Annotated in this window: 17 protein-coding genes; 8 read left to right on the forward strand and 9 right to left on the reverse strand. The window is 58.0% G+C overall.

The genetic code is table 11. From position 1 onward, the window contains the following. Positions 1-161 precede the first annotated feature (161 nt). The 6 genes from QZR30_RS20545 (at position 162) to QZR30_RS20570 (ending at position 8,754) form a co-directional block, all read left to right on the forward strand. Positions 162-776, forward strand: coding sequence for a biliverdin-producing heme oxygenase (locus QZR30_RS20545; RefSeq protein WP_059396525.1), 615 nt, complete (start codon positions 162-164; stop codon positions 774-776). Next, entirely contained in the window at positions 773-3,001 is a 2,229-nt protein-coding gene (locus tag QZR30_RS20550) for an ATP-binding protein (protein ID WP_311904049.1), read from the forward strand. The genes QZR30_RS20545 and QZR30_RS20550 overlap by 4 nt, the downstream gene beginning before the upstream one ends. 455 nt (positions 3,002-3,456) lie before the next feature. Beyond that, positions 3,457-5,358, forward strand: coding sequence for an alkaline phosphatase D family protein (locus QZR30_RS20555; RefSeq protein WP_068967699.1), 1,902 nt, complete (start codon positions 3,457-3,459; stop codon positions 5,356-5,358). A gap of 135 nt (positions 5,359-5,493) precedes the next feature. Continuing rightward, the gene (locus tag QZR30_RS20560; protein WP_056845971.1) at positions 5,494-6,507 is read left to right on the forward strand and encodes a sensor domain-containing diguanylate cyclase; all 1,014 of its coding nucleotides are present in this window, start codon (positions 5,494-5,496) and stop codon (positions 6,505-6,507) included. A 113-nt stretch (positions 6,508-6,620) separates the two neighbouring features. Continuing rightward, positions 6,621-7,874: a 2-aminoadipate transaminase gene (locus QZR30_RS20565; RefSeq protein ID WP_311904050.1), complete on the forward strand. Its 1,254-nt coding sequence runs from the start codon at positions 6,621-6,623 to the stop codon at positions 7,872-7,874. 163 nt (positions 7,875-8,037) lie between these two features. After that, entirely contained in the window at positions 8,038-8,754 is a 717-nt protein-coding gene (locus QZR30_RS20570) for a hypothetical protein (RefSeq protein WP_056845969.1), read from the forward strand. 171 nt (positions 8,755-8,925) lie between these two features. Here the strand turns inward: QZR30_RS20570 and ptaA are convergent, their stop codons facing one another. Then, positions 8,926-10,017, reverse strand: a complete 1,092-nt coding sequence (gene ptaA / locus QZR30_RS20575; RefSeq protein WP_274355976.1) for a pyoverdine biosynthesis transaminase PtaA — start codon at positions 10,015-10,017, stop codon at positions 8,926-8,928. Positions 10,018-10,230: 213 nt separating this feature from the next. On the opposite strand from ptaA, the gene QZR30_RS20580 reads away from it, so the two are divergent. Together QZR30_RS20580 and QZR30_RS20585 are read left to right on the forward strand one after the other, a co-directional pair. Beyond that, entirely contained in the window at positions 10,231-10,836 is a 606-nt protein-coding gene (locus QZR30_RS20580; RefSeq protein ID WP_081214461.1) for a helix-turn-helix transcriptional regulator, read from the forward strand. Then, complete coding sequence (locus QZR30_RS20585; RefSeq protein ID WP_046069467.1) at positions 10,823-11,692, forward strand: queuosine precursor transporter; 870 nt, start codon at positions 10,823-10,825, stop codon at positions 11,690-11,692. The genes QZR30_RS20580 and QZR30_RS20585 overlap by 14 nt, the downstream gene beginning before the upstream one ends. A 115-nt stretch (positions 11,693-11,807) precedes the next feature. Here QZR30_RS20585 and queC read toward each other — a convergent pair whose 3' ends face one another. From queC to hmpA, 8 genes are all read right to left on the reverse strand, one after another. Next, complete coding sequence (queC, locus tag QZR30_RS20590) at positions 11,808-12,506, reverse strand: 7-cyano-7-deazaguanine synthase QueC (RefSeq protein ID WP_046069468.1); 699 nt, start codon at positions 12,504-12,506, stop codon at positions 11,808-11,810. A gap of 104 nt (positions 12,507-12,610) precedes the next feature. Next, positions 12,611-13,498 carry a heme o synthase gene (gene cyoE, locus QZR30_RS20595; RefSeq protein WP_003176002.1) on the reverse strand — a complete coding sequence of 296 codons (888 nt, stop codon included), beginning with the start codon at positions 13,496-13,498 and terminating at the stop codon, positions 12,611-12,613. A gap of 11 nt (positions 13,499-13,509) precedes the next feature. Beyond that, a complete protein-coding gene (gene cyoD / locus QZR30_RS20600) occupies positions 13,510-13,851 on the reverse strand; it encodes a cytochrome o ubiquinol oxidase subunit IV (protein ID WP_046069469.1) in 342 nt (113 codons plus the stop codon). After that, positions 13,851-14,477, reverse strand: coding sequence for a cytochrome o ubiquinol oxidase subunit III (locus QZR30_RS20605; protein WP_046069470.1), 627 nt, complete (start codon positions 14,475-14,477; stop codon positions 13,851-13,853). Before QZR30_RS20605 ends, cyoD begins: the two co-directional genes overlap by 1 nt. A 3-nt stretch (positions 14,478-14,480) precedes the next feature. Further along, the gene (gene cyoB / locus QZR30_RS20610) at positions 14,481-16,499 is read right to left on the reverse strand and encodes a cytochrome o ubiquinol oxidase subunit I (protein ID WP_046069471.1); all 2,019 of its coding nucleotides are present in this window, start codon (positions 16,497-16,499) and stop codon (positions 14,481-14,483) included. 3 nt (positions 16,500-16,502) lie between these two features. Next, positions 16,503-17,444 (reverse strand): ubiquinol oxidase subunit II, encoded by a 942-nt coding sequence (gene cyoA, locus QZR30_RS20615; RefSeq protein WP_043046795.1) that lies wholly within the window; start codon positions 17,442-17,444, stop codon positions 16,503-16,505. A 792-nt stretch (positions 17,445-18,236) separates the two neighbouring features. Further along, the gene (locus QZR30_RS20625; protein ID WP_043046793.1) at positions 18,237-18,743 is read right to left on the reverse strand and encodes a disulfide bond formation protein B; all 507 of its coding nucleotides are present in this window, start codon (positions 18,741-18,743) and stop codon (positions 18,237-18,239) included. A gap of 231 nt (positions 18,744-18,974) precedes the next feature. Next, the gene (gene hmpA, locus QZR30_RS20630; RefSeq protein WP_059396519.1) at positions 18,975-20,156 is read right to left on the reverse strand and encodes an NO-inducible flavohemoprotein; all 1,182 of its coding nucleotides are present in this window, start codon (positions 20,154-20,156) and stop codon (positions 18,975-18,977) included. Positions 20,157-20,256 lie beyond the last annotated feature (100 nt).

The raw sequence follows: 20,256 nt of genomic DNA on the forward strand, positions 1-20,256 counted from the left end.
GTCAGGCGAAGGGGTCATTAACCATGCATGGAGCGACTTCTCGGATCCGACGGTCAGCCTTTTCGCTTTGTGCGCTCAGCTGACGGCCATGAGTGTGTAGAATCGTTGCCGACTTTTACCCGTCATGGATGGCTGACAAGCCCACAGTTCGAGCTCATTGAATGCATTCACAGGCCCCTGACATTGGTGCGCCCCCGTTGCTGGAAGCCTTGCGCACAGGCACGGGCTTGCTGCACGTAGCACTGGAAAAGCGCCTGCCGTTTTTCTGTGCGAGCCTGGATGTCGACTGGTACCGACGTTTACTTCAAGCGTATTACGGGTTTTACAGACCAATAGAATCAGCGCTGAACCACAGTGACTTGATCCCTGAAGGCTTCGACTGCGTGTTGCGTGCGAAAACCCCGACACTGGTCAGTGACCTCCACGCCCTGGGCCTGGATGACCATGGTATCAACGCCCTGCCCCGCTGCACCCATCTCCCAGACTTGGACACCCCGGCGGCCTGCCTGGGCGCACTCTACGTGCTGGAAGGCGCGACCCTCGGCGGCCAGGTGCTGCGCCGGGAAATGGCCCTGCGCCTGGACGTGGGTGCCGACAACGGCGGCGCGTTTCTCAATGTATATGGCGCCGAGACCGGTCGGCGCTGGAAAGAATTTCTCGATTATCTGGGCCGTTTGCCATTGGATGCACTCGCCAAACAGCACGCGGTTAACGCGGCCCGCTCGACATTCAGCGGCTTTGAGCAATGGCTCGACAGCCAGAAGGTACTGCTATGAAACCCGAAGACTTTGATGAGCTGCTTGCCAACTGTGCTGACGAGCCCATCCGCTTTCCGGGGGCGATCCAGCCCCACGGTGTGCTGCTGACCTTGTCGGAGCCCGGCCTGGAAATCATTCAGGTGAGTGCCAACGTAGGCACCTTGTTTGGCCACGCGCCTGAGACCCTGTTGAGCCAGCCGTTGCACAGGCTGATTGGCGACGAGCATGCCCTGGCTGTGCAAACCATGGCTGCCAACAACACGTTTTTCGATGCTCCGCCCCTGCACGTCACCTTCGACGGCGCGCCATTCGAGGGCCTGCTGCATCGCCATCAGGATGTGTTGGTACTGGAATTCGAACCACGGCTTGAGAACTTCAAGCCACAGGCGCGCAATGGCCGCACCAGTGACCTGGGCAAGATGCTGCAACGCCTGCAATCGGCCAAGACCCTGCAGGCGCTGTATGCCATCAGTGTGAATGAAATCCAGGCCATGACCGGCTACGACCGGGTGCTGATCTATCGCTTCGAAGAAGAAGGCCATGGCCAGGTGATTGCAGAAGCGTCGGCACCGTCCATGGAGTTGTTCAATGGGCTATTCTTCCCCGCATCCGACATCCCCGAACAAGCTCGCGAGTTGTACCGCACCAACTGGCTACGCATCATCCCGAACGCGTCCTACGAACCGGTGCCGCTGCTGCCCAAGTTGCGGCCGGACACGGGCCAGCCCCTGGACCTGAGCTTTGCCACCCTGCGCAGTGTCTCGCCGATCCACTGCCAGTACATGCAGAACATGGGTGTGCTGTCGTCCATGAGCATCTCGCTGATGAAGGGCGACAAACTCTGGGGACTGATCAGCTGCGGCAACCGCGAACCACTGCTGGTGCCCAACGACCTGCGTATGACCTGCCAGACCATAGGCCAAATACTGTCGTTGCAGATCAGTGCCATGGAAGCCTTGGAGCTGAATCGCCAGCGCGAAGAGAAAATCGAAGCCCTGGCGCTGCTCGATCAGGCCATGAAAGCCAACGAAGGTAACGTGTTCGACAGCCTGGCCCACCACGGCAAAAAACTGATGGACCTGGCCCTCTCCGGCGGCGTAGCGATCATCGAAGACAAACAATTGCACCGCTACGGCAACTGTCCGGAACCGGCGCAGATCCGCGCATTGCACAAGTGGTTGCAGGAGAGCGGCGAGCCGGTGTTTTCCAGCCATAACTTGGCCTCGGTATACCCGCCCGCCGCCGAGTACCAGGCCGTCGCCAGCGGCGTACTCGCCATGAGCCTGCCCAAGCCTGTGGATAACGGTGTGCTGTGGTTCCGCCCCGAGGTGAAAGAGAACATCAACTGGAGTGGCGATCCGAAAAAGCCGTTGGACCTGGAAACTTCCGACGCCGGCCTGCGCCTTCGCCCTCGCACCTCGTTTGAAATCTGGAAGGTGGAAATGGCCGGCATCTCCACCAAGTGGAGCCATGGCGATCTGTTTGCCGCCAACGACCTGCGTCGCTCGGCCCTGGAAAATGACCTGGCCCGCCAAGTGGTGCGCGAACGGCAAGCGGTGCGCGCCCGTGATGAACTGGTCGCGGTGGTGTCCCACGACCTGCGTAACCCGATGACAGTCATCTCGATGCTCTGCGGCATGATGCAAAAAGCCTTCAGTTCCGAGGGCCCACACACCTCACGGCGGATTTCATCGGCCATCGACACCATGCAGCAGGCCGCCGGACGTATGAATGTGCTGCTGGAGGACTTGCTCGACACCTCGAAAATCGAGGCCGGGCGCTATGTGGTCAAGCCGGTTGCGTTGGACGTCAGTCAGATCTTTGAAGAGGCGTACTCACTACTGGCGCCGCTGGCCACGGAAAAAGGCATCGACCTGTCGTTCAATGCCGAACCTGGCCTGCAGATCAATGCCGACCCGGAACGCTTGTTCCAGGTGCTGTCGAACCTGATCGGCAACGCGATCAAGTTCACGCCGCGCCAGGGCAACATCGGTATCAGCGCCATGAGCAACGGCAAAGATATCGTGTTCTCGGTGCGCGACTCCGGTGAAGGCATTGCGCCTGAACAACTGCCCCATGTGTTTGAACGCTATTGGACCCAGACGGAAAACAACCCTACCGGCAGCGGGTTGGGGCTGTATATCACCCAAGGCATTGTCCAGGCCCATGGCGGGCGGATTGAAGCCCAGAGTGAGTTGGGCCGTGGCAGTGAGTTCAGGTTTACGGTGCCTAAGCCCGCCTGAAACACGCCCAAACATTTGATTACCTGAGGCCGGGAACGACGAACCCGGCTTATGCCACTGATTAAGTGCGCACTCAAAGGGAGCATTGATGCGGGAACAATCCTCCAATTGAGCAAAGGGTTTATCATGATTATCGGTCAGCCGTTCCACACCTATAACATCAACCAATCCACGGAGGTCCAGCAGGACCATCAAGCGTCCCTAAATCCTGCGGATAACCCGTCGACAACTGAAAGCAATCAATCAGAGCACGTGACAACGGGGAAACCTCCTCACTCATCCCTGGACTCCCTCGGACAGGGCAGGCTGCTTTGACCCTACCCACAGCGCCAGGCCTGTAGCACGCCTGGTCGCCCCCAAGGAGTGCAGCGCCGGTGCTGCACTCTGTTGACAAAACACTGACATCCCCCGCGCTACCCTTTCACGTCCTAGACTTCGTGTGAGCCACCACCTCAATGCTTCAACCCGACACTCTGCCCGCAGTCATTGCAGGACCGCTGTTAAGGCGGCTGGAACCGCAGCGCCTGGTTATTTGGTTGGTGGGCAGTCGTGTCCTGCCGTTGTACTTGGAACTGCGTTTACCCCACGGCGAGACGTTGGATATCCCTTTAGATACCACGTGCTGCCAAGTCGTGCCCGTCGGGCGCCATGCCTTCATCCACCTGATCGATGTTGTGCTGGATCATGCCCTGCCCCAGGATGTGGTCATCGGCTACGACCTGTTGATCGACGGCGTAGGCATCGCCGACTGGGCATCACATTTGCTGTACGCCGATAAGACGATGCCGAACTTCGTGCTGCACAGCCGCATCCACCAGTTGGTACACGGCTCCTGCCGTAAGCCCCACCACCGTGCCGACGAAGGCTTGTTATGCGTTGACCGCCTGCTGACGGATGCCCGCACACCGACCGAACGCCCGGCCCTGCTGATGATGAGCGGCGACCAGGTCTACGCCGACGATGTCGCAGGCCCCATGCTACGGGCAATTCATGCGCTGATCGCGCGCCTGGGGCTGTTCGACGAATACCTGGAAGGTGCCGTGGTGACCGACAGCGCCACCCTCTACGACCATCGCGCCAGTTACTACCACCGAGCGGATTTGCTCCCTGCGCTGGACAGTAACGAGACCTTGCGCGAACGCTTTTTCGGCGGCGTGAAAAAACCTATCTTCACCAGCAGCACCGCGGACAACCACTTGGTGACCTTTGCCGAAGTGATCGCCATGTATCTGCTGGCCTGGTCACCCACGCCGTGGACGCTGATCACGCCACAACCACCACAACTGAGCCCCGAAGAACAACAGCGTTATGCCCGCGAGCAGGCGCAGATTGACCTGTTCCGCAGCGGTCTGCCTGGAGTCGCTCGAGTGTTCGCCCACCTGTCGACGCTGATGATCTTCGACGATCACGACATCACCGACGACTGGAACCTCAGCGCCCAATGGGAAGAAACTGCCTACGGCCACCCCTTCTCCAAACGCATTATCGGCAATGCGTTGCTGGCGTACCTGTTATGCCAAGGCTGGGGCAACCAGCCCGAAGTGTTTGGTGAACTGCTGAGCCAAACCCAGGCCATGGCCGGCCAGGCACGCGACAATCATCTCGACGCCGTCGCGCAAGATGACCTGCTGAAAGCGCTGTTGAAATTCCAGCACTGGCACTACGTATTGCCAACCACGCCCGCCCTGGTGGTTTTGGACACCCGCACGCGGCGCTGGCGCAGCGAGTTCACCCTCAAGCAACCCTCCGGCCTGCTGGACTGGGAAGCCTTGAGCGAACTGCAACAGGAACTGCTCGACCACCCGTCGGCCATTATCGTATCGCCCGCGCCGATTTTTGGCGTAAAGCTGATCGAGACCGTACAGAAAATCTTCAGCTGGTGCGGCTTCCCCTTGCTGGTAGACGCTGAAAACTGGATGGCCCATCGCGGCGCCGCCCAGGTGATATTGAATATCTTCCGCCACTCGCGTACGCCGGGTAACTACGTGATCCTCTCCGGCGACGTGCATTACTCGTTCGTCTACCAGGTGCTGATCCGCCATCGCAACGGTGGCCCGAAGATCTGGCAAATCACCAGCAGCGGTATCAAGAACGAGTTCCCGCCACGCTTGCTGGAATGGTTCGACCGCCTCAATCGCTGGCTCTACTCCCCACGTTCACCGCTCAACTGGTTTACCCGTCGTCGCACCATGCAGGTGGTACCGCATATTCCGGAGCATGCCGAGGCGGGGGAGCGTTTGTGGAATTCGGCGGGCATTGGCCAGGTGTTTTTCAATGAGCACGGCCAGCCAGAGGCTATTTACCAGCACAACGCCAATGGGAAGCCCCGGACAAAAATGGCACCTCCCGAACAATAGCCTATTGCCACTAGCCAAAAGCAGCACACCCGCCCTATTCAAAGCGCGCAGGCGGCGATGTACAGTAGCGCCAGCCACGGAGTATCGGCGACAACAATGACTGGCCTTAAGCCAGCCCTCGCAGGAAGCGCGCTGATGGACGATACATCCGGCAACGAACCACTACGCAATGACATAACCGACCTCAACGTCGACCTGTTGCACGCCATCATGGAACTGGTCAGTGACGGAGTCTGGGACTGGAACGCCAATACCGGTTTCGTCTACCGCAACCCCGGCTGGTACGAGATGCTTGGCTACTCCCGCCACTCCCTGGAAAACAGCGTGTTCACCTGGGAGAACGTGATCCACCCCGAGGATTACCCCCGCGTGATGGCGATGTTTGACGACTACATCAGCCAGCGCTCGCCCCATTACCGGGCTGAATACCGCTGTCGAAAAGAAGATGGCACCTATCTCTGGATCGAGGACTGCGGTTATATCATTGCACGTAACCCCGACCACTCCGTGGCCCGCATGGTGGGCGCGCACCGCAATATCCATACGCGCAAATGCTCCATCGAACAGTTGCAAAGGCGCAATAAATCCCTTGAGGCACTGGTGGCCGAACGTACCCTGGAGCTGTCGCGGGTCAATCAACAACTGCAATTGCAACTGGACGAAAACCGCTCCCTGGCCGAACGGGACGCGCTGACACGCATAGCCAACCGTTATCGCCTGGAAAAAGTCCTGCTGGAAGAATGCGACCGCGCCGAGCGCTTCCGCTTGCCCCTGGCGCTGGTGGCGATGGATATCGATGATTTCAAGCCGATCAACGACCGCCACGGCCACGGCGTCGGCGACCAGACGCTGATACAGGTGGTCGAAAGCCTGGAAACCTGCATACGCACCAGTGACTTGCTGGCCCGATGGGGGGGCGATGAGTTTATGGTCGTGCTGCCCAAAAGCACCCTGGAGATGGCCAAGGAACTGGCCGAAAGGATTCGCCATACAGTCAAGCTAGCGCCCACCGTAGGCGGCTTCAACGTCACCCTGAGCCTGGGTGTGGTGGAGCGGCTCATGGGTGAGTCGCCGGCCGCCCTTATGGCGCGGGCCGACCAAGCGCTGTATCGGTCAAAGGCGGCGGGCAAGGACGGGGTTTCGGAATAATGCAGGCAACCGCTCCTTCCGATTTGGAATGACCCGGCGACTTTATTTCGTTTGCGGCAAGACCAGGCGCGCGGCTTAGATAAACACGCCTGCCCTTGCCGAGTCCCGTATTCATGAGCCACGCCACTATCAGCCAATCAATTTCCATCGTTCACCCCATCAGCCTCTGCCACGGTAAAAACGCCGAAGTCTGGGATACGGCGGGCAAGCGCTATATCGATTTTGTCGGCGGCATCGGCGTACTCAACCTGGGCCATTGCCACCCGGCTGTGGTTACGGCGATTAGTGAGCAAGCGACCAAGCTCACGCACTACGCGTTCAACGCCGCACCACATACACCCTACATCGAGCTGATGGAACGCCTGACTGCGTTTATTCCGGTGGGCTACCCGGTCAGCGGCATGCTCACCAACAGCGGCGCGGAGGCCGCGGAAAACGCCTTGAAGATCGTGCGTGGCGCCACCGGGCGCACGGCGGTGATCGCCTTTGACGGTGCTTTCCACGGCCGCACACTGGCGACCCTCAACCTCAATGGCAAGGTAGCGCCCTACAAGCAGAAAGTCGGCGTACTGCCCGGCCCGGTGTATCACCTGCCCTACCCCAGTGCCGATAATGGGGTGACCAGTGCCGAAGCGCTGAAGGCCATGGACCGCCTGTTCAGCGTGGAAATCGACGTCAACGATGTGGCCTGTTTCATTATCGAGCCGGTGCAGGGTGAAGGCGGCTTCCTCGCCCTGGATATCGCGTTCGCCCAGGCCTTACGCCGGTTCTGCGACGAGCATGGCATCCTGCTGATCATCGATGAAATCCAGTCAGGGTTTGGCCGCACCGGCCAGCGTTTTGCCTTCTCGCGCCTGGGCATCGAACCGGACCTGTTACTGCTCGGCAAAAGCATTGCCGGCGGCGTGCCGCTGGGCGCGGTGGTCGGGCGCAAAGCGCTGATGGACAACCTGCCCAAAGGTGGCCTGGGTGGCACGTACTCCGGCAACCCCATCGCCTGTGCAGCAGCGCTGGCCACTCTTGAGGTGATGACCGATGAGCATCTGCAGGCATGGGGATCACAACAGGAAGCGGCGATTGTCAGCCGCTATAACACCTGGCGTTCGCGACAACTGTCGCCCTACCTGGGCCGCCTCACCGGCGTTGGGGCCATGCGCGGCATTGAGCTGGCCCATGCCGACGGCACGCCCGCGCCCCAGCAACTGACCCAATTGCTGCGCCTGGCGCGGGAGGCCGGCTTGCTGCTGATGCCCAGCGGCAAGTCGCGGCACATCGTGCGCCTGCTGGCACCATTGACCACCGAGCCGGCAGTGCTGGAGGAAGGCCTGGATATTCTCCAGGCCTGTCTCGCACAACTGGATGAATAGCACGCATGCCAAGGCAGGGCCTGGATGGTGGTACAGTCATTGATGCGCCGCTATCGGCACTGAAAGTATTCACCCGCCCGAACCTGCCTTGACCTGATCCCTCTCCCCGCCGAAAATGCCCGACGTTTTTTTGTCTCCCCGCTTACTACGCAGTGAAATTTTAATGTCCGATTCCTACACCGCAGAATCCGCCGAAGAATCCGTAGCCGCCTTGCGATCCAAAGCCGAATACGAAAACGCCATCAATCTTTCACAGCATGTGCCAGCGGCCAAGATCATCAGCGAGATGGTGCTGGACGCGTTTCACACCTCCAAGGAAAGCGACCAGATCCGCGAGTTGCGCGTTGCCATCCGCCAGGCCCACGACGCCTTCGACGATGACAAGGCTTATGACCTGATGGGTCAGCTCAAGCAATTGAAAGACGCCGAAGCCGCCGATAACGCCGCCCTGGAAAACCTGAGCAGCCAGTTCTCCATCAGCCGTATCCTGTCCTGCTTCAAGGACGACCCAGAGTTCCAGGAACTGGTGTACGGCCTGGCCCTCAAGGTGCTGAACCAGTCGCACCAGGCCATCAGCAACCCGAACGCCGGCAAGGGCAAGGCCGCGCGCGCCAAGAAAGACACCGAAGTGTTTGTGATCAGCAAGGATGGCATCAGCGTCACCCTGCCGCTGCGCACGCCGCGCTCCAAGCTCAATGTGGACCGCGAAGCACTGGAGTTCCTCGGCTTTGCCTTTGTGGGCGAAGGCAGCGAGGCGGAATTGGCGAGTGAAACCTTTATCGACAACAGCGGCGCGGAGCAGCCAGTCACGCGCAAGAGCATCGTCACCGCACTGCAACAGCAAAGCGCCTTTGACGGCTATACCATCGCCGCCCAGTAACACGATGTGCAGCACACATCGAGCAAGCGCCGAAGGTCGTCGTTCAGCATCGGTCGGGTTTTATCGGGGAAGACATTTCGTCGCACAGCTGTCGTCCTTGATCATTCAACCCGCACGAAAACGAAGCATGCCCGGCAGGCCTGTCCAGGCTTGGTGTAACAACCCTGGTGCCTAGGCCCGGGCCAGCTGCGCCGCGAAGACCTGGCGAAAGCGTTCCATTTCCTGCTGGGTACCCACCGTCACCCGCACCCATTGCGGCCAGTTCTGCCACACCCGCCCGACCAGTACATTCTGGGCTGCCAGCCGCTCGACCACCTGTTCTGCCGGTTGCTTCACGTCAATCATGAAGCAATTGCTCTGGGAGGCCGTGCAGGCAAAACCCCGGTCCTTGAGCCAAGCGATCGTCTCATCGCGCAACCTGGCATTGAGCGCTTTGCGTTGGCCCACCAGTTGGGCCTCTTCCAGGCTGGCAGTCGCACCCAACAAGCTGGCGCCAGCCGGGACGTTGTCGCCGCCGAACACGGCCAGCCGCTCCAACAGTGCCGGATGGCCGATTGCCAGGCCCAGGCGTGCACCGGCCATACCATAGATTTTCGAGAACGTGCGCAGCACCAGCAGGTCATCGTAGTCGTTGGTCCAACTCACGCAGCTGGGGGCGTCGCAGAAATCGATGTAGGCTTCGTCTACCACCAGCACACTGCCCTTGGGTTTGTTCACCAGGGCTTGGCGGATAGCTTCAGTCGGGGTCAGGGTGCCGGTCGGGTTGTTGGGATTGCACAGGTACAGCATGCCGGCTTGTGGGTCGGCCTTGAGCATGGCCTGCACATCATGGGCATGCTGCGTGTCGAGGTCCACTTCATGCACAGGCGCTTTGTTTGACTCGGCCGCCTGTCGCGGGACTTCGTAGGACGGTGTGGCCATCACCAGGCCGCGGTTTTGACTGGTGAACGCCAGCACCGCATAACGCAGGGCCGCCATCGACCCGGCAAATACTGCGACGTTTTCTTCAGCGATTCCCTGTTGCCGGGCAAACAGCTCGGCCAGTGCGTACATGTGCGGGTAAGGATAGCGTCCAGACTCTGCAATCGCCCGCTGCATCGCCGCACGGGCTGCGTCTGAAGGGCCGTAAGGGCTTTCGTTGTAGTTGAGCAGCACCTTGTCAGATGACGTCGGCGGCGGGCTGGCGAGCGCCCAATCCAGATGCCCCAGCACGGGCAAAGCGGCCCCGAGGGCGAGAAGCGATCGACGGTTGATACTGACCATGGCTACTACTCCTTGTAGAGGCGCGAGAAATTCGCACCGGGTCATATTCAAGAGTATGACGAAATAACCGTTGCCTGATTTAGCGTCACACCCTATCGGTACACTCAGCACTTTATTGTTATGCCGGGCCCATGCAACACTTCCAGTGCCGCGAACTTGAAAGGACAGGTTCTGCCGGACATGGACTGACGACTAAATGGAAGTGGTGAGCACTTGATACACAGACGGGAAAAAACCGAGCACTTGAAGAGCAACATCAAGTACTTGATCAAGAGCCGTGGCGAAACCCAGCGTTCGTTAAGCAATGCCGCCGGGCTGACCAGGACCACCATCTACAACATCCTGGGAGGCAAAGTCCTCAACGTACAGCAGTCGACCATTCGCAAGATCTCTGACTTCTTCGGCGTCTCGTATGAGGAAATCGAGACCATCAGTTTTGAAGCCAAGGAAATCATCGAGAACAATGTCTCGCCGCTGGGCAATATGAACCCGGCAGCGGTGCCTGTGCTCAAGGAAAGCCTGCTCATGCAGAACCTGGGCAAGCGCGTGGGCGAATTGGCCACGCTTTATCCGCTGACCTATTACTTCGGTACGTCATGCAACTTGATCGGCGTGCGCCTGGAACATGCGATCCCCGGCATCAATGAGGCGGGTGACTTGTTGATCGTACAGAAAGGTTCATCGAGCGACGGTAAAGAGAAACTGGTATACGACCGCGCGACCAAAAAGCTGTTTATCACCCTGGAGCCCTGTGCTCATTCAGACCGTTTATGTGTCATCGGCGATATTCTTGAGGAGCGCTTCAATGACCACGTATGAAGGGGCCGTTGAAAACAGCAGGTATAAATTGCTGGGCTTTGAAAATGACAAGCGCCTGGCGGTGATCATGGTGCTTGCCACGGGCAAGGTCATCAAGATCAAACTGAGTGAAGTGCTCAACAGTGAGATCATGGATGACTTCAATAGAATGGAAGTCAAGAACGTCTACAAGAAGTTCTATGCCCAGGGAGGCACACTCACCGCCTACGATATAAACGATCGCAATGAAAACTCCTGGATGATCTACATCATCCTGAACTTGCTGCTGTTCACGTTTTATATCTTCACCAGCATTGCCGCGACCAAGCCGATATACCTGGAGTCCATGGGCATCATCGTGACGCCGGGCACATTCCTGTACCCGCTGACCTTTCTGATCGTGGACCTGCTGAACGAGAATTTCGGCTTGCGCCTGGCGCGACGGGCCATTCTGTTTGCGTTTGCCAGCAACGCGATGATCATCATCCTGCTATATGGCTCGACCTTCCTGCCGGGGCTGCCGGGCTGGAAACTGGACGGGCCGTATACCGACGTGATCCTGCAAGTGTCGTCGGTGCTGGTGGCCTCTTCGGTGTCGTTCCTGGTGTCGGAGAATATAAACTCCTACCTGCTGTGCAAGATCAAGGAGCTGACCAACTCCAAATACCTGTACCTGCGGATTTTCCTCAGTACATTCTTTGCGGTCATTATCGACAGCTTCCTGTTTTGCTTCATTGCCTTCTACGGCGCCATGGAGACCCGCGACATCCTGGGCATGATCTATGTACAGATCGCGATCAAAGTCGGCTTTGCGTTCTTCAATATCCTGCCTGCGTATGGGGCACGCTCGTTGTTCAAGCGCTACCTGGCGACTTGAACCCATTGCCGTGTAGGAGCGAGCTTGCTCGCGAAAAACGTCAACGATAACGCAGCGCTCCTGGTTGAACGCGGCGCTCTCGGGATTTCCGCGAGCAAGCTAGCTCCTACAAGAGTTATTTCAACTGCAACTTATGCTTCAAGCTGTGCATGACATCCGCCTTGTTCTGCAGATACTCATTCAAGCCCCGCGCACGCAGGTTGCACGCATCGCAATTGCCGCAGCCTGTGCCGATGATGCCGTTGTAGCAAGTCAGCGTCTGCTCGCGCACCAGCTCCAGCTGGTCGTGGTAATCGGCCAGTGCCCAGGTTTCGGCCTTGTTCAGCCACATCAATGGGGTGTCCAGGCGCAGCTTGTATTCCATGCCCAATTCAAGGGCCTTGTTCAACGCTTTGACAAACTCATCCCGGCAATCGGGGTAGCCCGAGAAGTCGGTTTCGCACACGCCGGTAATGACGGCCTCGGCCTTCACCTGATAGGCGTAAATCGACGCCAAGGTCAGGAACAGGATATTGCGACCCGGCACAAAAGTGCTTGGCAGACTTTCGCCCGAGCTGTTCACGGTCGGCACGGGAATGTTGTCACGGGTCAGGCTGCTGATGGCCAGCTCATTGAGCAAGGACACATCCATCACTTTGTGGACCGTGGCCCCCAGTTGCTTGGCAAGCGTGCGGGCCACTTCGATTTCCGCCACATGGCGCTGACCATAATCAAAGGTAATGCAGTGCACTTCGTCATACAGCGGCAGTGCCTGGATCAGGCAGGTCGTCGAATCCTGCCCGCCGCTGAATACCATAACGGCTTTTTTACTCATTGCTTTGCTTCCTGCATTCGTGGAATTGGGGAGTAGTTTAAAGGGCATGTCATAAAAAACCCCGCGCTTCTTGCGAAGGCGGGGTTTTTAATTGCTCACACCACTCAGTGGGCGTAGGTCAGCAACAGCTCTTTCGGCACTTGGAAATCCAGGGACATCATCACGCTGAGCGCGGTGATGGTGAAGATCGAGAACACGAACAGCTTACGCGCCCAGACGGTGTCATCCACCGCCTTGTAGCCGGTCCAGGCCATGTACAACCAGTACATGCCCATGGCGGCGGCCACGGCCAGGTAGCTCATGCCGGCGTAGCCACTGAAGGTCAACATCAAGGTCGCCACGAGGAAGGCCAGGATGTAGAGCAGGATGTGTTTCTTGGCCACCTGGATGCCACGCTTGACCGGCAATACCGGAATCGACGCGGCCAGGTAGTCATTGAAGCGGAAAATCGCGATGGCGTAGGAATGCGGCATCTGCCACAGGCTGAACATCACCAGCAGCACCAGCGCGGCCATGTCGAAGCTATTGGTTACAGCCACATAACCAATCACCGGCGGCATCGCACCCGACAGGCTGCCCACCAGCGTACCGTGTACCGACTTACGCTTGAGGTACAGACTGTAGAGGCCGACGTAGATGACAAAACCGATCACGGCAAACAGCGCCGCCAACGGGTTGGCCACCTTGTACAACAGCACCACACCGGCAACACCCAGGACGGTCGCAAAGATCAGTGCCAGTTTCAGGGAGATAAGCCCCTGCACCAGCACGCGATTCTTGGTGCGCTCCATCTTGATATCGATGTCACGGTCGATGCAGTTGTTGAACACGCAACCGGAAGCAACCACCAGGGACGTACCGATCATTGCAGCCAGGAAGATGGCCAGATCGACATGTCCCTTGGAGGCCAGGAAGAAACCGCCCGCCACAGAAAGCACGTTACCGAAAATGATCCCCGGTTTGGTGATTTGGATAAAGTGCTTAAGCGACATCGGGTCTTACCTCACTTCGCCATCATGAACGTATGGATGCTGAACATGATCCATATCGACAGGCCAACCAGCAGCACGATTACGATCCCTGCAAACACGAACGCAACCACGTTGTCGCGCTGCTCTTTGGAACGATCCAGGTGCAGGAAGTACACCAGGTGAACCAGCACCTGAATCACCGCGAACGCCAACACGATCATCAAGGTGATCGACTTCGGCAGGGTCGGGTACATCACCAGACCAAACGGGATGATCGTCAGGATTACCGACAGGATGAAGCCGATAGCGTAGGACTTAACGCTGCCGTGGCTCGCATCATGGCTGTCATGGTCATGGGAGTGTGCATTAGCCATTACAGAGTCCCCATCAGGTAAACAACGGTGAAGACGCAGATCCAGACCACGTCCAGGAAGTGCCAGAACAGGCTCAGGCAAGTCAGGCGAGTCTTGTTGGTGTTGGTCAGGCCGTGCTTATTGACCTGATACATCATCACCGCCATCCACAGCAGGCCGGCCGTTACGTGCAGACCGTGGGTGCCGACCAGCGTGAAGAACGCCGACAGGAAGCCGGAACGGTGCGGGCCGTAGCCTTCGGAGATCAGCAGGTGGAACTCGTTGATCTCCATGCCGATGAAGCCCAGGCCGAACAGGAAGGTCAGTGCCAACCAGCTCAGTACGCCCTTCTTGTTGCCCTTGTAGAAGGCCAACATGGCGAAGCCGTAGGTGATCGAACTGAACAACAGCAAGGCAGTTTCGCCGAGCACGTAAGGCAGTTCGAAGATGTCGTGGCCCGACGGGCCACCCGCTACGTTGTTTACCAGTACCGCGTACACCGCGAAGATCGACGCAAACAAGATGCAGTCGGTCATCAGGTAGAGCCAGAAACCGAAGACGGTCATTGGCCCCGAGTCGTGGTGATGGTCATCGTGCCCATGGTCATCGACATGGGCGTGTCCAGCATTGGTCACTAAGTTCGACATGGTTTAAGCCTGTTCCAACGAGGTTTCTACACGGTTGGCCGGAATCTTCTTCTCGGCTACCAGGCGAGCGTGCTGCTCGGCTTCGATGCGTTCGATCGTTTCGACCGGCACCATGTAGCCTTGATCATCACGGGCAGCGTGAATGATGAAGTAACCGATAGTGCCCACCAGGCTCGCGATTGCCAGCCACCAGATGTGCCAGATCATCGCGAAACCGAACACGGTCAACAGCGCGCCCATCACCACACCAGTGGCGGTGTTGCTTGGCATGTGGATCGGTTCGTAGTGCTTGGGCTTCTGGTACGCAGTACCGTCTTCCTTGGCTTCGGTGAACGCATCAATGGTGTTCGCAGTCGGGATCACGGCGAAGTTGTAGAACGGTGGTGGCGACGAGGTCGACCATTCCAGGGTGTGGCCATTCCATGGGTCGCCGGATTCGCAAGCGTTCTGCTTACGGTCACGGACGCTCACGTACAGCTGGATCAACTGGCAGGCGATACCCACGGCGATCATCACCGCACCGAACATGGCAACGTACAGGTACGGTACCCACTCAGGGTTGGTGGTGGCGTTCAGACGACGGGTCATGCCCATGAAGCCCAGCGCATAGAGCGGCATGAACGCGACGAAGAAGCCCGAGATCCAGAACCAGAATGCAGCCTTGCCCCAGCCTTCGTGCAGCTTGAAGCCGAACGCTTTCGGGAAGTAGAAGCTGAAGCCAGCGATGTAGCCGAATACAGCACCACCGATGATCACGTTGTGGAAGTGCGCGATCACGAACAGGCTGTTGTGCAGGACGAAGTCAGCACCCGGGATGGCCAGCAGTACGCCGGTCATGCCGCCGATGGCGAATGTCACCATGAAGCCCAGGGTCCACAGGACCTGGCTGGTCATGCGCAGACGACCGTGGTAGATGGTGAACAGCCAGTTGAATAGCTTCACCCCCGTCGGGATGGAAATCAGCATCGTCGCCAGGCCGAAGAAGGCGTTGACGCTGGCCCCCGAGCCCATGGTGAAGAAGTGGTGCAGCCAGACCATGAAGCCCAGTACGGAGATTGCGCCCGATGCGTAGACCATCGAGTGGTGACCGAACAGGCGCTTGCCGGTAAAGGTCGAGATCACTTCGGAGAAGATACCGAACGCTGGCAGGATCAGGATGTACACCTCAGGGTGACCCCATGCCCAGAACAGGTTCACGTACATCATTGGATTGCCACCAAGTTCATTGGTGAAAATGTGGAAATCCAGGTAACGGTCAAGCGACAGCAGCGCCATGGTAGCGGCCAGGATCGGGAACGAGGCCACGATCAGTACGTTTGCCCAGGTGCAGGTCCAGGTGAAGATCGGCATGTCCATCAGTTTCATGCCAGGGGCGCGCATTTTCAGGACGGTGGCCAGGAAGTTGACCCCCGTCAATGTCGTCCCTAGTCCTGATAACTGTAGCGCCCAGATGTAGTAGTCCACACCCACGCCCGGACTGTATTGCAAGCCCGACAATGGCGGATACGCAACCCAACCGGTCTTGGCGAATTCGCCGACGCCCAGGGAAACGTTGATCAGCACCACGCCGGAAACCAGCAGCCAGAAGCTCAGGGAGTTCAGGAACGGGTAGGCAACGTCACGCGCACCAATCTGCAGCGGCAAGGCAAGGTTCATCAAGCCGGTGAAGAATGGCATCGCCATGAAGATGATCATGATCACACCGTGAGCGGTGAAGATCTGGTCATAGTGTTCAGGTGGCAGGTAGCCAGGCGAACCCTCGGTGGCCATGGCCAACTGGGTACGCATCATGATGGCGTCGGCAAAACCACGCAGCAGCATGACCATGGCAACGATGACGTACATGACGCCGATTTTCTTGTGGTCGACCGAGGTCAGCCATTCGGTCCACAGGTAGGACCATTTCTTGAAATAGGTGATACCCGCAACCAGTGCCAGACCACCCAGCGCGATCATGGCGATAGTCACCATTACGATCGGCTCGTGGAATGGGACCGCGTCCCAACTTAATTTACCAAACATCGTTTACTCCTCTGCCCCAGCAGTTGAATGCGCGCCTGTATCAGAACCTTCAACCGCGGCCACTTCTTTCTTCTCATGCTTGACCGGCTTGCCTGGCTTCATACCTTCGTACTTGTCGACGATTTTCTGAAACAGGTTCGGCTCATACGTGGAGTACAGGGCGACTGGGTTGTTCTGGCTTGGTTTGGTCAGGGCGTCGTATTCAGCTTGATCAAGCTGTTTAGGTGCGGCCTTGACTTCGGCTACCCAGGCGTTGAAATCGTCCTGGCTCGTCGAGATCGCTTTGAATTTCATGCCGGTGAAGCCAGCGCCGCTGTAGTTCGCGGAGATGCCTTCCATTTCAGCTTTTTCGTTGGCGATCAGGTGCAGGCGGGTCTGCATGCCTGCCATCGCGTAGATCTGGCCGCCCAGGGCTGGGATGAAGAACGAGTTCATCACGGCGTCGGAGGTGATCCGGAAGTTAAGCGGGGTGTTCTCCGGGAAACGGATCTCGTTGACCGTGGCGATACCCAGGTCCGGGTAGATGAACAGCCACTTCCAGTCCAGCGCGACCACTTCGATGTTGATCGGCTTGACGTCGGATTCAAGCGGACGGTACGGGTCCAGCTCGTGGGTCGACTTATAGGTGATGTAACCCAGGGCGATGATGATGAGGATCGGTACCAGCCACACCGCAATTTCGATCTTGGTGGAGTGCGACCACTTGGGCGCGTAGGTCGCCTTGGTGTTCGACGCGCGGTATTTCCAGGCGAAGGCGAACGTCATGATGATCACAGGCACCACGACCAACAGCATCAGCAGGGTGGCAGTGATGATCAGGTTTCGTTGATCCAGACCGATCTGTCCTTTTGGGTCCATCAAGGTCCACTTGCAGCCTCCCAGCATTAACATCATGCCAAGCAGCGGCAAAAAGCCTAGTAATCGGGGGTACCTGTTTTTACTCATCTCACGACCTCTAAAGCAGCTTGCGCAATGCAGTTGGGTTTTGATCGCCAACACTTCACCCTGCCAAGGGTTGGCATTTCTCTTCGATTGAATAAGAGCCTGCCCGACACGTCATGACTGTACGTTGCACGGACCAGCAGTGAGTTCTTATTCGATTTCGTGGCTAAAGGCCTTGTTACAGACCAATTCCATTTGGTGCGGATAGTTGAAAGGCTGCCGGAACCTGGGGTCGCACAGAGCCTTCCATCTGCCCCTCGACCGCTCCAATGCTCAAAGATTGAACAGCACCGGACATTCAGTGCGGGCGATTGTAGTTAGCTAGCGATGTATAAACCATGTCTTATAAAGAAATAATTTTTATCGATTCCAGCAACAATCCTTCACCAAACTTGCAAAGATTCGCGATCTTATCGCGTTCAATTCTCAACAAAAACCACAAAAATTGCCCTGTTATTGGGCAGATTGCCACTTCCCTTACAGCCTGTAAGGGCATGCCGAAGCTATCCAAGTCCCCATAAAACAAGGCATTCATAGCTCCGTCGAGCGCTCGGACCACAGGTGCGGCGCGGCGCCGCTCGCACCACGAACTGACAGCACAATTTGTGCGCTGGGTGCAAATTTAAGCGCCGATTTCACGGGTCAGAAACGTCCTGCGACAGTGTCCGTGTGACAACATGTCGCACACTGTGCGCACCTTAAGTTGCTCCTCGTCACGGCGCTTTCACAAATCCCTACAAACAAAAACGCTCCGGCCTTCACAAGAAGGACGGAGCGTCTTAATGGAGCGAAGGCTCAGGCTTTGGGATGACGATTGCGATAGATGCACAGCGGCACCAGGATCACCGTCAGCACGAACGCCACCAGCGCCCATTGGGCCAGGGACAGGCCGAGTATCGGCGGGTAAGGCGTGCTGCAGAAGCCGTCGACCTGGAAACCCAGGGGAAACACTTTGGCCAGGGGCAGGTCATCGACGATCGGTTGCAACACATCAACGCCGCAACTGACCTGTGGAAAGAACTGGGTGTACACATGGTGGCCGGCAGCAGCCACGCCACCCAAGGCGCTGAGTACGACCAGCCCTTCGAAGACTGTGACCGCTCCTTTGGTGCGCATGGCCGCCCCGATGAACGCGAAGAGGGCGATCAGCAGCAAGGCGTAGCGTTGCAGGATGCACAGCGGGCATGGTGCTTCGCCCAGCACCACTTGCATGTACAGCGCCCCGCCAATCAGCGCCAGGCAGATGATGCCCAGCAACACCAGAAAGCGCCGCTCCCTGCCCAAACGCATATCGTCAATCATCCCCGTTTTCCCTTTGCCTGATTATGGTTGTGCCTGATGGCAACAAGTTTACACACAGGCAGTGGTTTAAACAGAGAGGGGTTAACAGCAGATTAATCAGGAAAAATAGAGCACTTAATGTGGGAGGGGGCTTGCTCCCGATATAGGTGTATCAGTCAGCATAGAGGTAGCTGGCCCACCGCCATCGGGAGCAAGCCCCTCCCACATTGGGATAGTGCCGCTACAAAAAGATTATTCCAGCGCCGCAGCCGGGCCGAAGAACTCATAGCGCGCCTGCTTCTCCGGTACGCCCAGCGCCTTCAGGTGCCGCTTGATCGCCGCCATAAACCCCTTGGGCCCCAGGAAGTACGCATCGACATCCCGCTCCTCAGGCAACCAGGCCTCCAACTGCTCCTGGTTCAGCATTCCAACCTTGTCCGCCGCCGGGCTGATACCGTCATCCTCGGCATAACAGTAGAAACGCTTAAGCTGCGGATGCTGGGCCGCCAGGCTGTCTACCCAGTCACGAAACGCATGCACCCCGCCATTACGGGCGCAGTGGATAAAATGCACCGGGCGCTGGGTCGCCAGGGCCGCTTCGAGCATCGGCAGGGTTGGAGTGATACCCACCCCGCCGCTGATCAGCACCAGCGGTTTATCACTGGCGGCCAGGGTGAACTCGCCCGACGGTGGAAACAGGTCAATGGTGGCACCGATGTGCATCTGGTCATGCAGGTAGTTGGACACCCGCCCACCGGCTTCGCGCTTGACGCTGATGCGGTACATGCCGTTATCGGTGAGGGCCGACAGGGAATAGTTACGGCGCACTTCTTCGCCATCGAGCACCAGTTTCAGGCCGATGTACTGGCCAGGTGTGGCAGCCAGGATCGGGCCGTTATCCACCGGGGCGAAATAGAACGAGGTGATCTCGTCGCTCTCCTCCACGCGCTTGACCAAAAGGAATGGCCGCGCACCGCGCCAGCCGCCGGGCGCCTGGGCTTTTTCATCGTAGATGGCCGCCTCAGCGCCGATCAGGATGTCCGCCAACTGGCCATAGGCCGCACCCCAGGCACTCATTACCTCTGGGGTGGCAATCTCGCTGCCCAGCACTTCGGATATAGCTCGCAGCAGGCAGGCACCGACGATGGGGTAATGCTCGGGCAGGATCTGCAAAGCCACGTGCTTGTTGATGATCTTGGCCACCAGGTCGCCCAATTGGTCCAACTGGTCAATATGGCGCGCGTACATCAGCACCCCATTGGCCAGGGCGCGGGGCTGGTCGCCGCTGGCCTGGTGAGCCTGGTTGAACAGCGGGCGCACTTCGGGGTACTCGGAGAGCATCATGCGGTAGAAATGGGTGATCAGCGCTTCGCCGCCACTTTCCAGCAGGGGCACGGTGGATTTGACGATTGCACGGTCTTGGGCACTAAGCATGGGAGACTCCTAGGTCTTTTTACTCATCACCCTTTGGTAGTCAGTATTCGTGCCAACTAATAAATCCTTTATTTTCAATAGATTAAATATAATCTAGTCA

The sequence above is a fragment of the Pseudomonas sp. rhizo25 genome (assembly GCF_031931935.1).
Taxonomy (GTDB): Bacteria; Pseudomonadota; Gammaproteobacteria; order Pseudomonadales; family Pseudomonadaceae; genus Aquipseudomonas; species Aquipseudomonas synxantha.

Excerpts from the sequence above, each read along its gene's own strand:
- QZR30_RS20550 (WP_311904049.1), top strand. The coding sequence starts at position 773 with ATGAAACCCGAAGACTTTGATGAGCTGCTTGCCAACTGTGCTGACGAG.
- cyoE (WP_003176002.1), bottom strand. The coding sequence starts at position 13,498 with ATGTCGCTTAAGCACTTTATCCAAATCACCAAACCGGGGATCATTTTC.
- QZR30_RS20625 (WP_043046793.1), bottom strand. The coding sequence starts at position 18,743 with ATGATTGACGATATGCGTTTGGGCAGGGAGCGGCGCTTTCTGGTGTTG.
- QZR30_RS20545 (WP_059396525.1), top strand. The coding sequence starts at position 162 with ATGCATTCACAGGCCCCTGACATTGGTGCGCCCCCGTTGCTGGAAGCC.
- QZR30_RS20585 (WP_046069467.1), top strand. The coding sequence starts at position 10,823 with ATGACCACGTATGAAGGGGCCGTTGAAAACAGCAGGTATAAATTGCTG.
- QZR30_RS20565 (WP_311904050.1), top strand. The coding sequence starts at position 6,621 with ATGAGCCACGCCACTATCAGCCAATCAATTTCCATCGTTCACCCCATC.
- QZR30_RS20560 (WP_056845971.1), top strand. The coding sequence starts at position 5,494 with ATGGACGATACATCCGGCAACGAACCACTACGCAATGACATAACCGAC.
- hmpA (WP_059396519.1), bottom strand. The coding sequence starts at position 20,156 with ATGCTTAGTGCCCAAGACCGTGCAATCGTCAAATCCACCGTGCCCCTG.
- cyoB (WP_046069471.1), bottom strand. The coding sequence starts at position 16,499 with ATGTTTGGTAAATTAAGTTGGGACGCGGTCCCATTCCACGAGCCGATC.
- QZR30_RS20570 (WP_056845969.1), top strand. The coding sequence starts at position 8,038 with ATGTCCGATTCCTACACCGCAGAATCCGCCGAAGAATCCGTAGCCGCC.
- QZR30_RS20555 (WP_068967699.1), top strand. The coding sequence starts at position 3,457 with ATGCTTCAACCCGACACTCTGCCCGCAGTCATTGCAGGACCGCTGTTA.
- cyoD (WP_046069469.1), bottom strand. The coding sequence starts at position 13,851 with ATGGCTAATGCACACTCCCATGACCATGACAGCCATGATGCGAGCCAC.
- cyoA (WP_043046795.1), bottom strand. The coding sequence starts at position 17,444 with ATGAGTAAAAACAGGTACCCCCGATTACTAGGCTTTTTGCCGCTGCTT.
- QZR30_RS20605 (WP_046069470.1), bottom strand. The coding sequence starts at position 14,477 with ATGTCGAACTTAGTGACCAATGCTGGACACGCCCATGTCGATGACCAT.
- queC (WP_046069468.1), bottom strand. The coding sequence starts at position 12,506 with ATGAGTAAAAAAGCCGTTATGGTATTCAGCGGCGGGCAGGATTCGACG.
- ptaA (WP_274355976.1), bottom strand. The coding sequence starts at position 10,017 with ATGGTCAGTATCAACCGTCGATCGCTTCTCGCCCTCGGGGCCGCTTTG.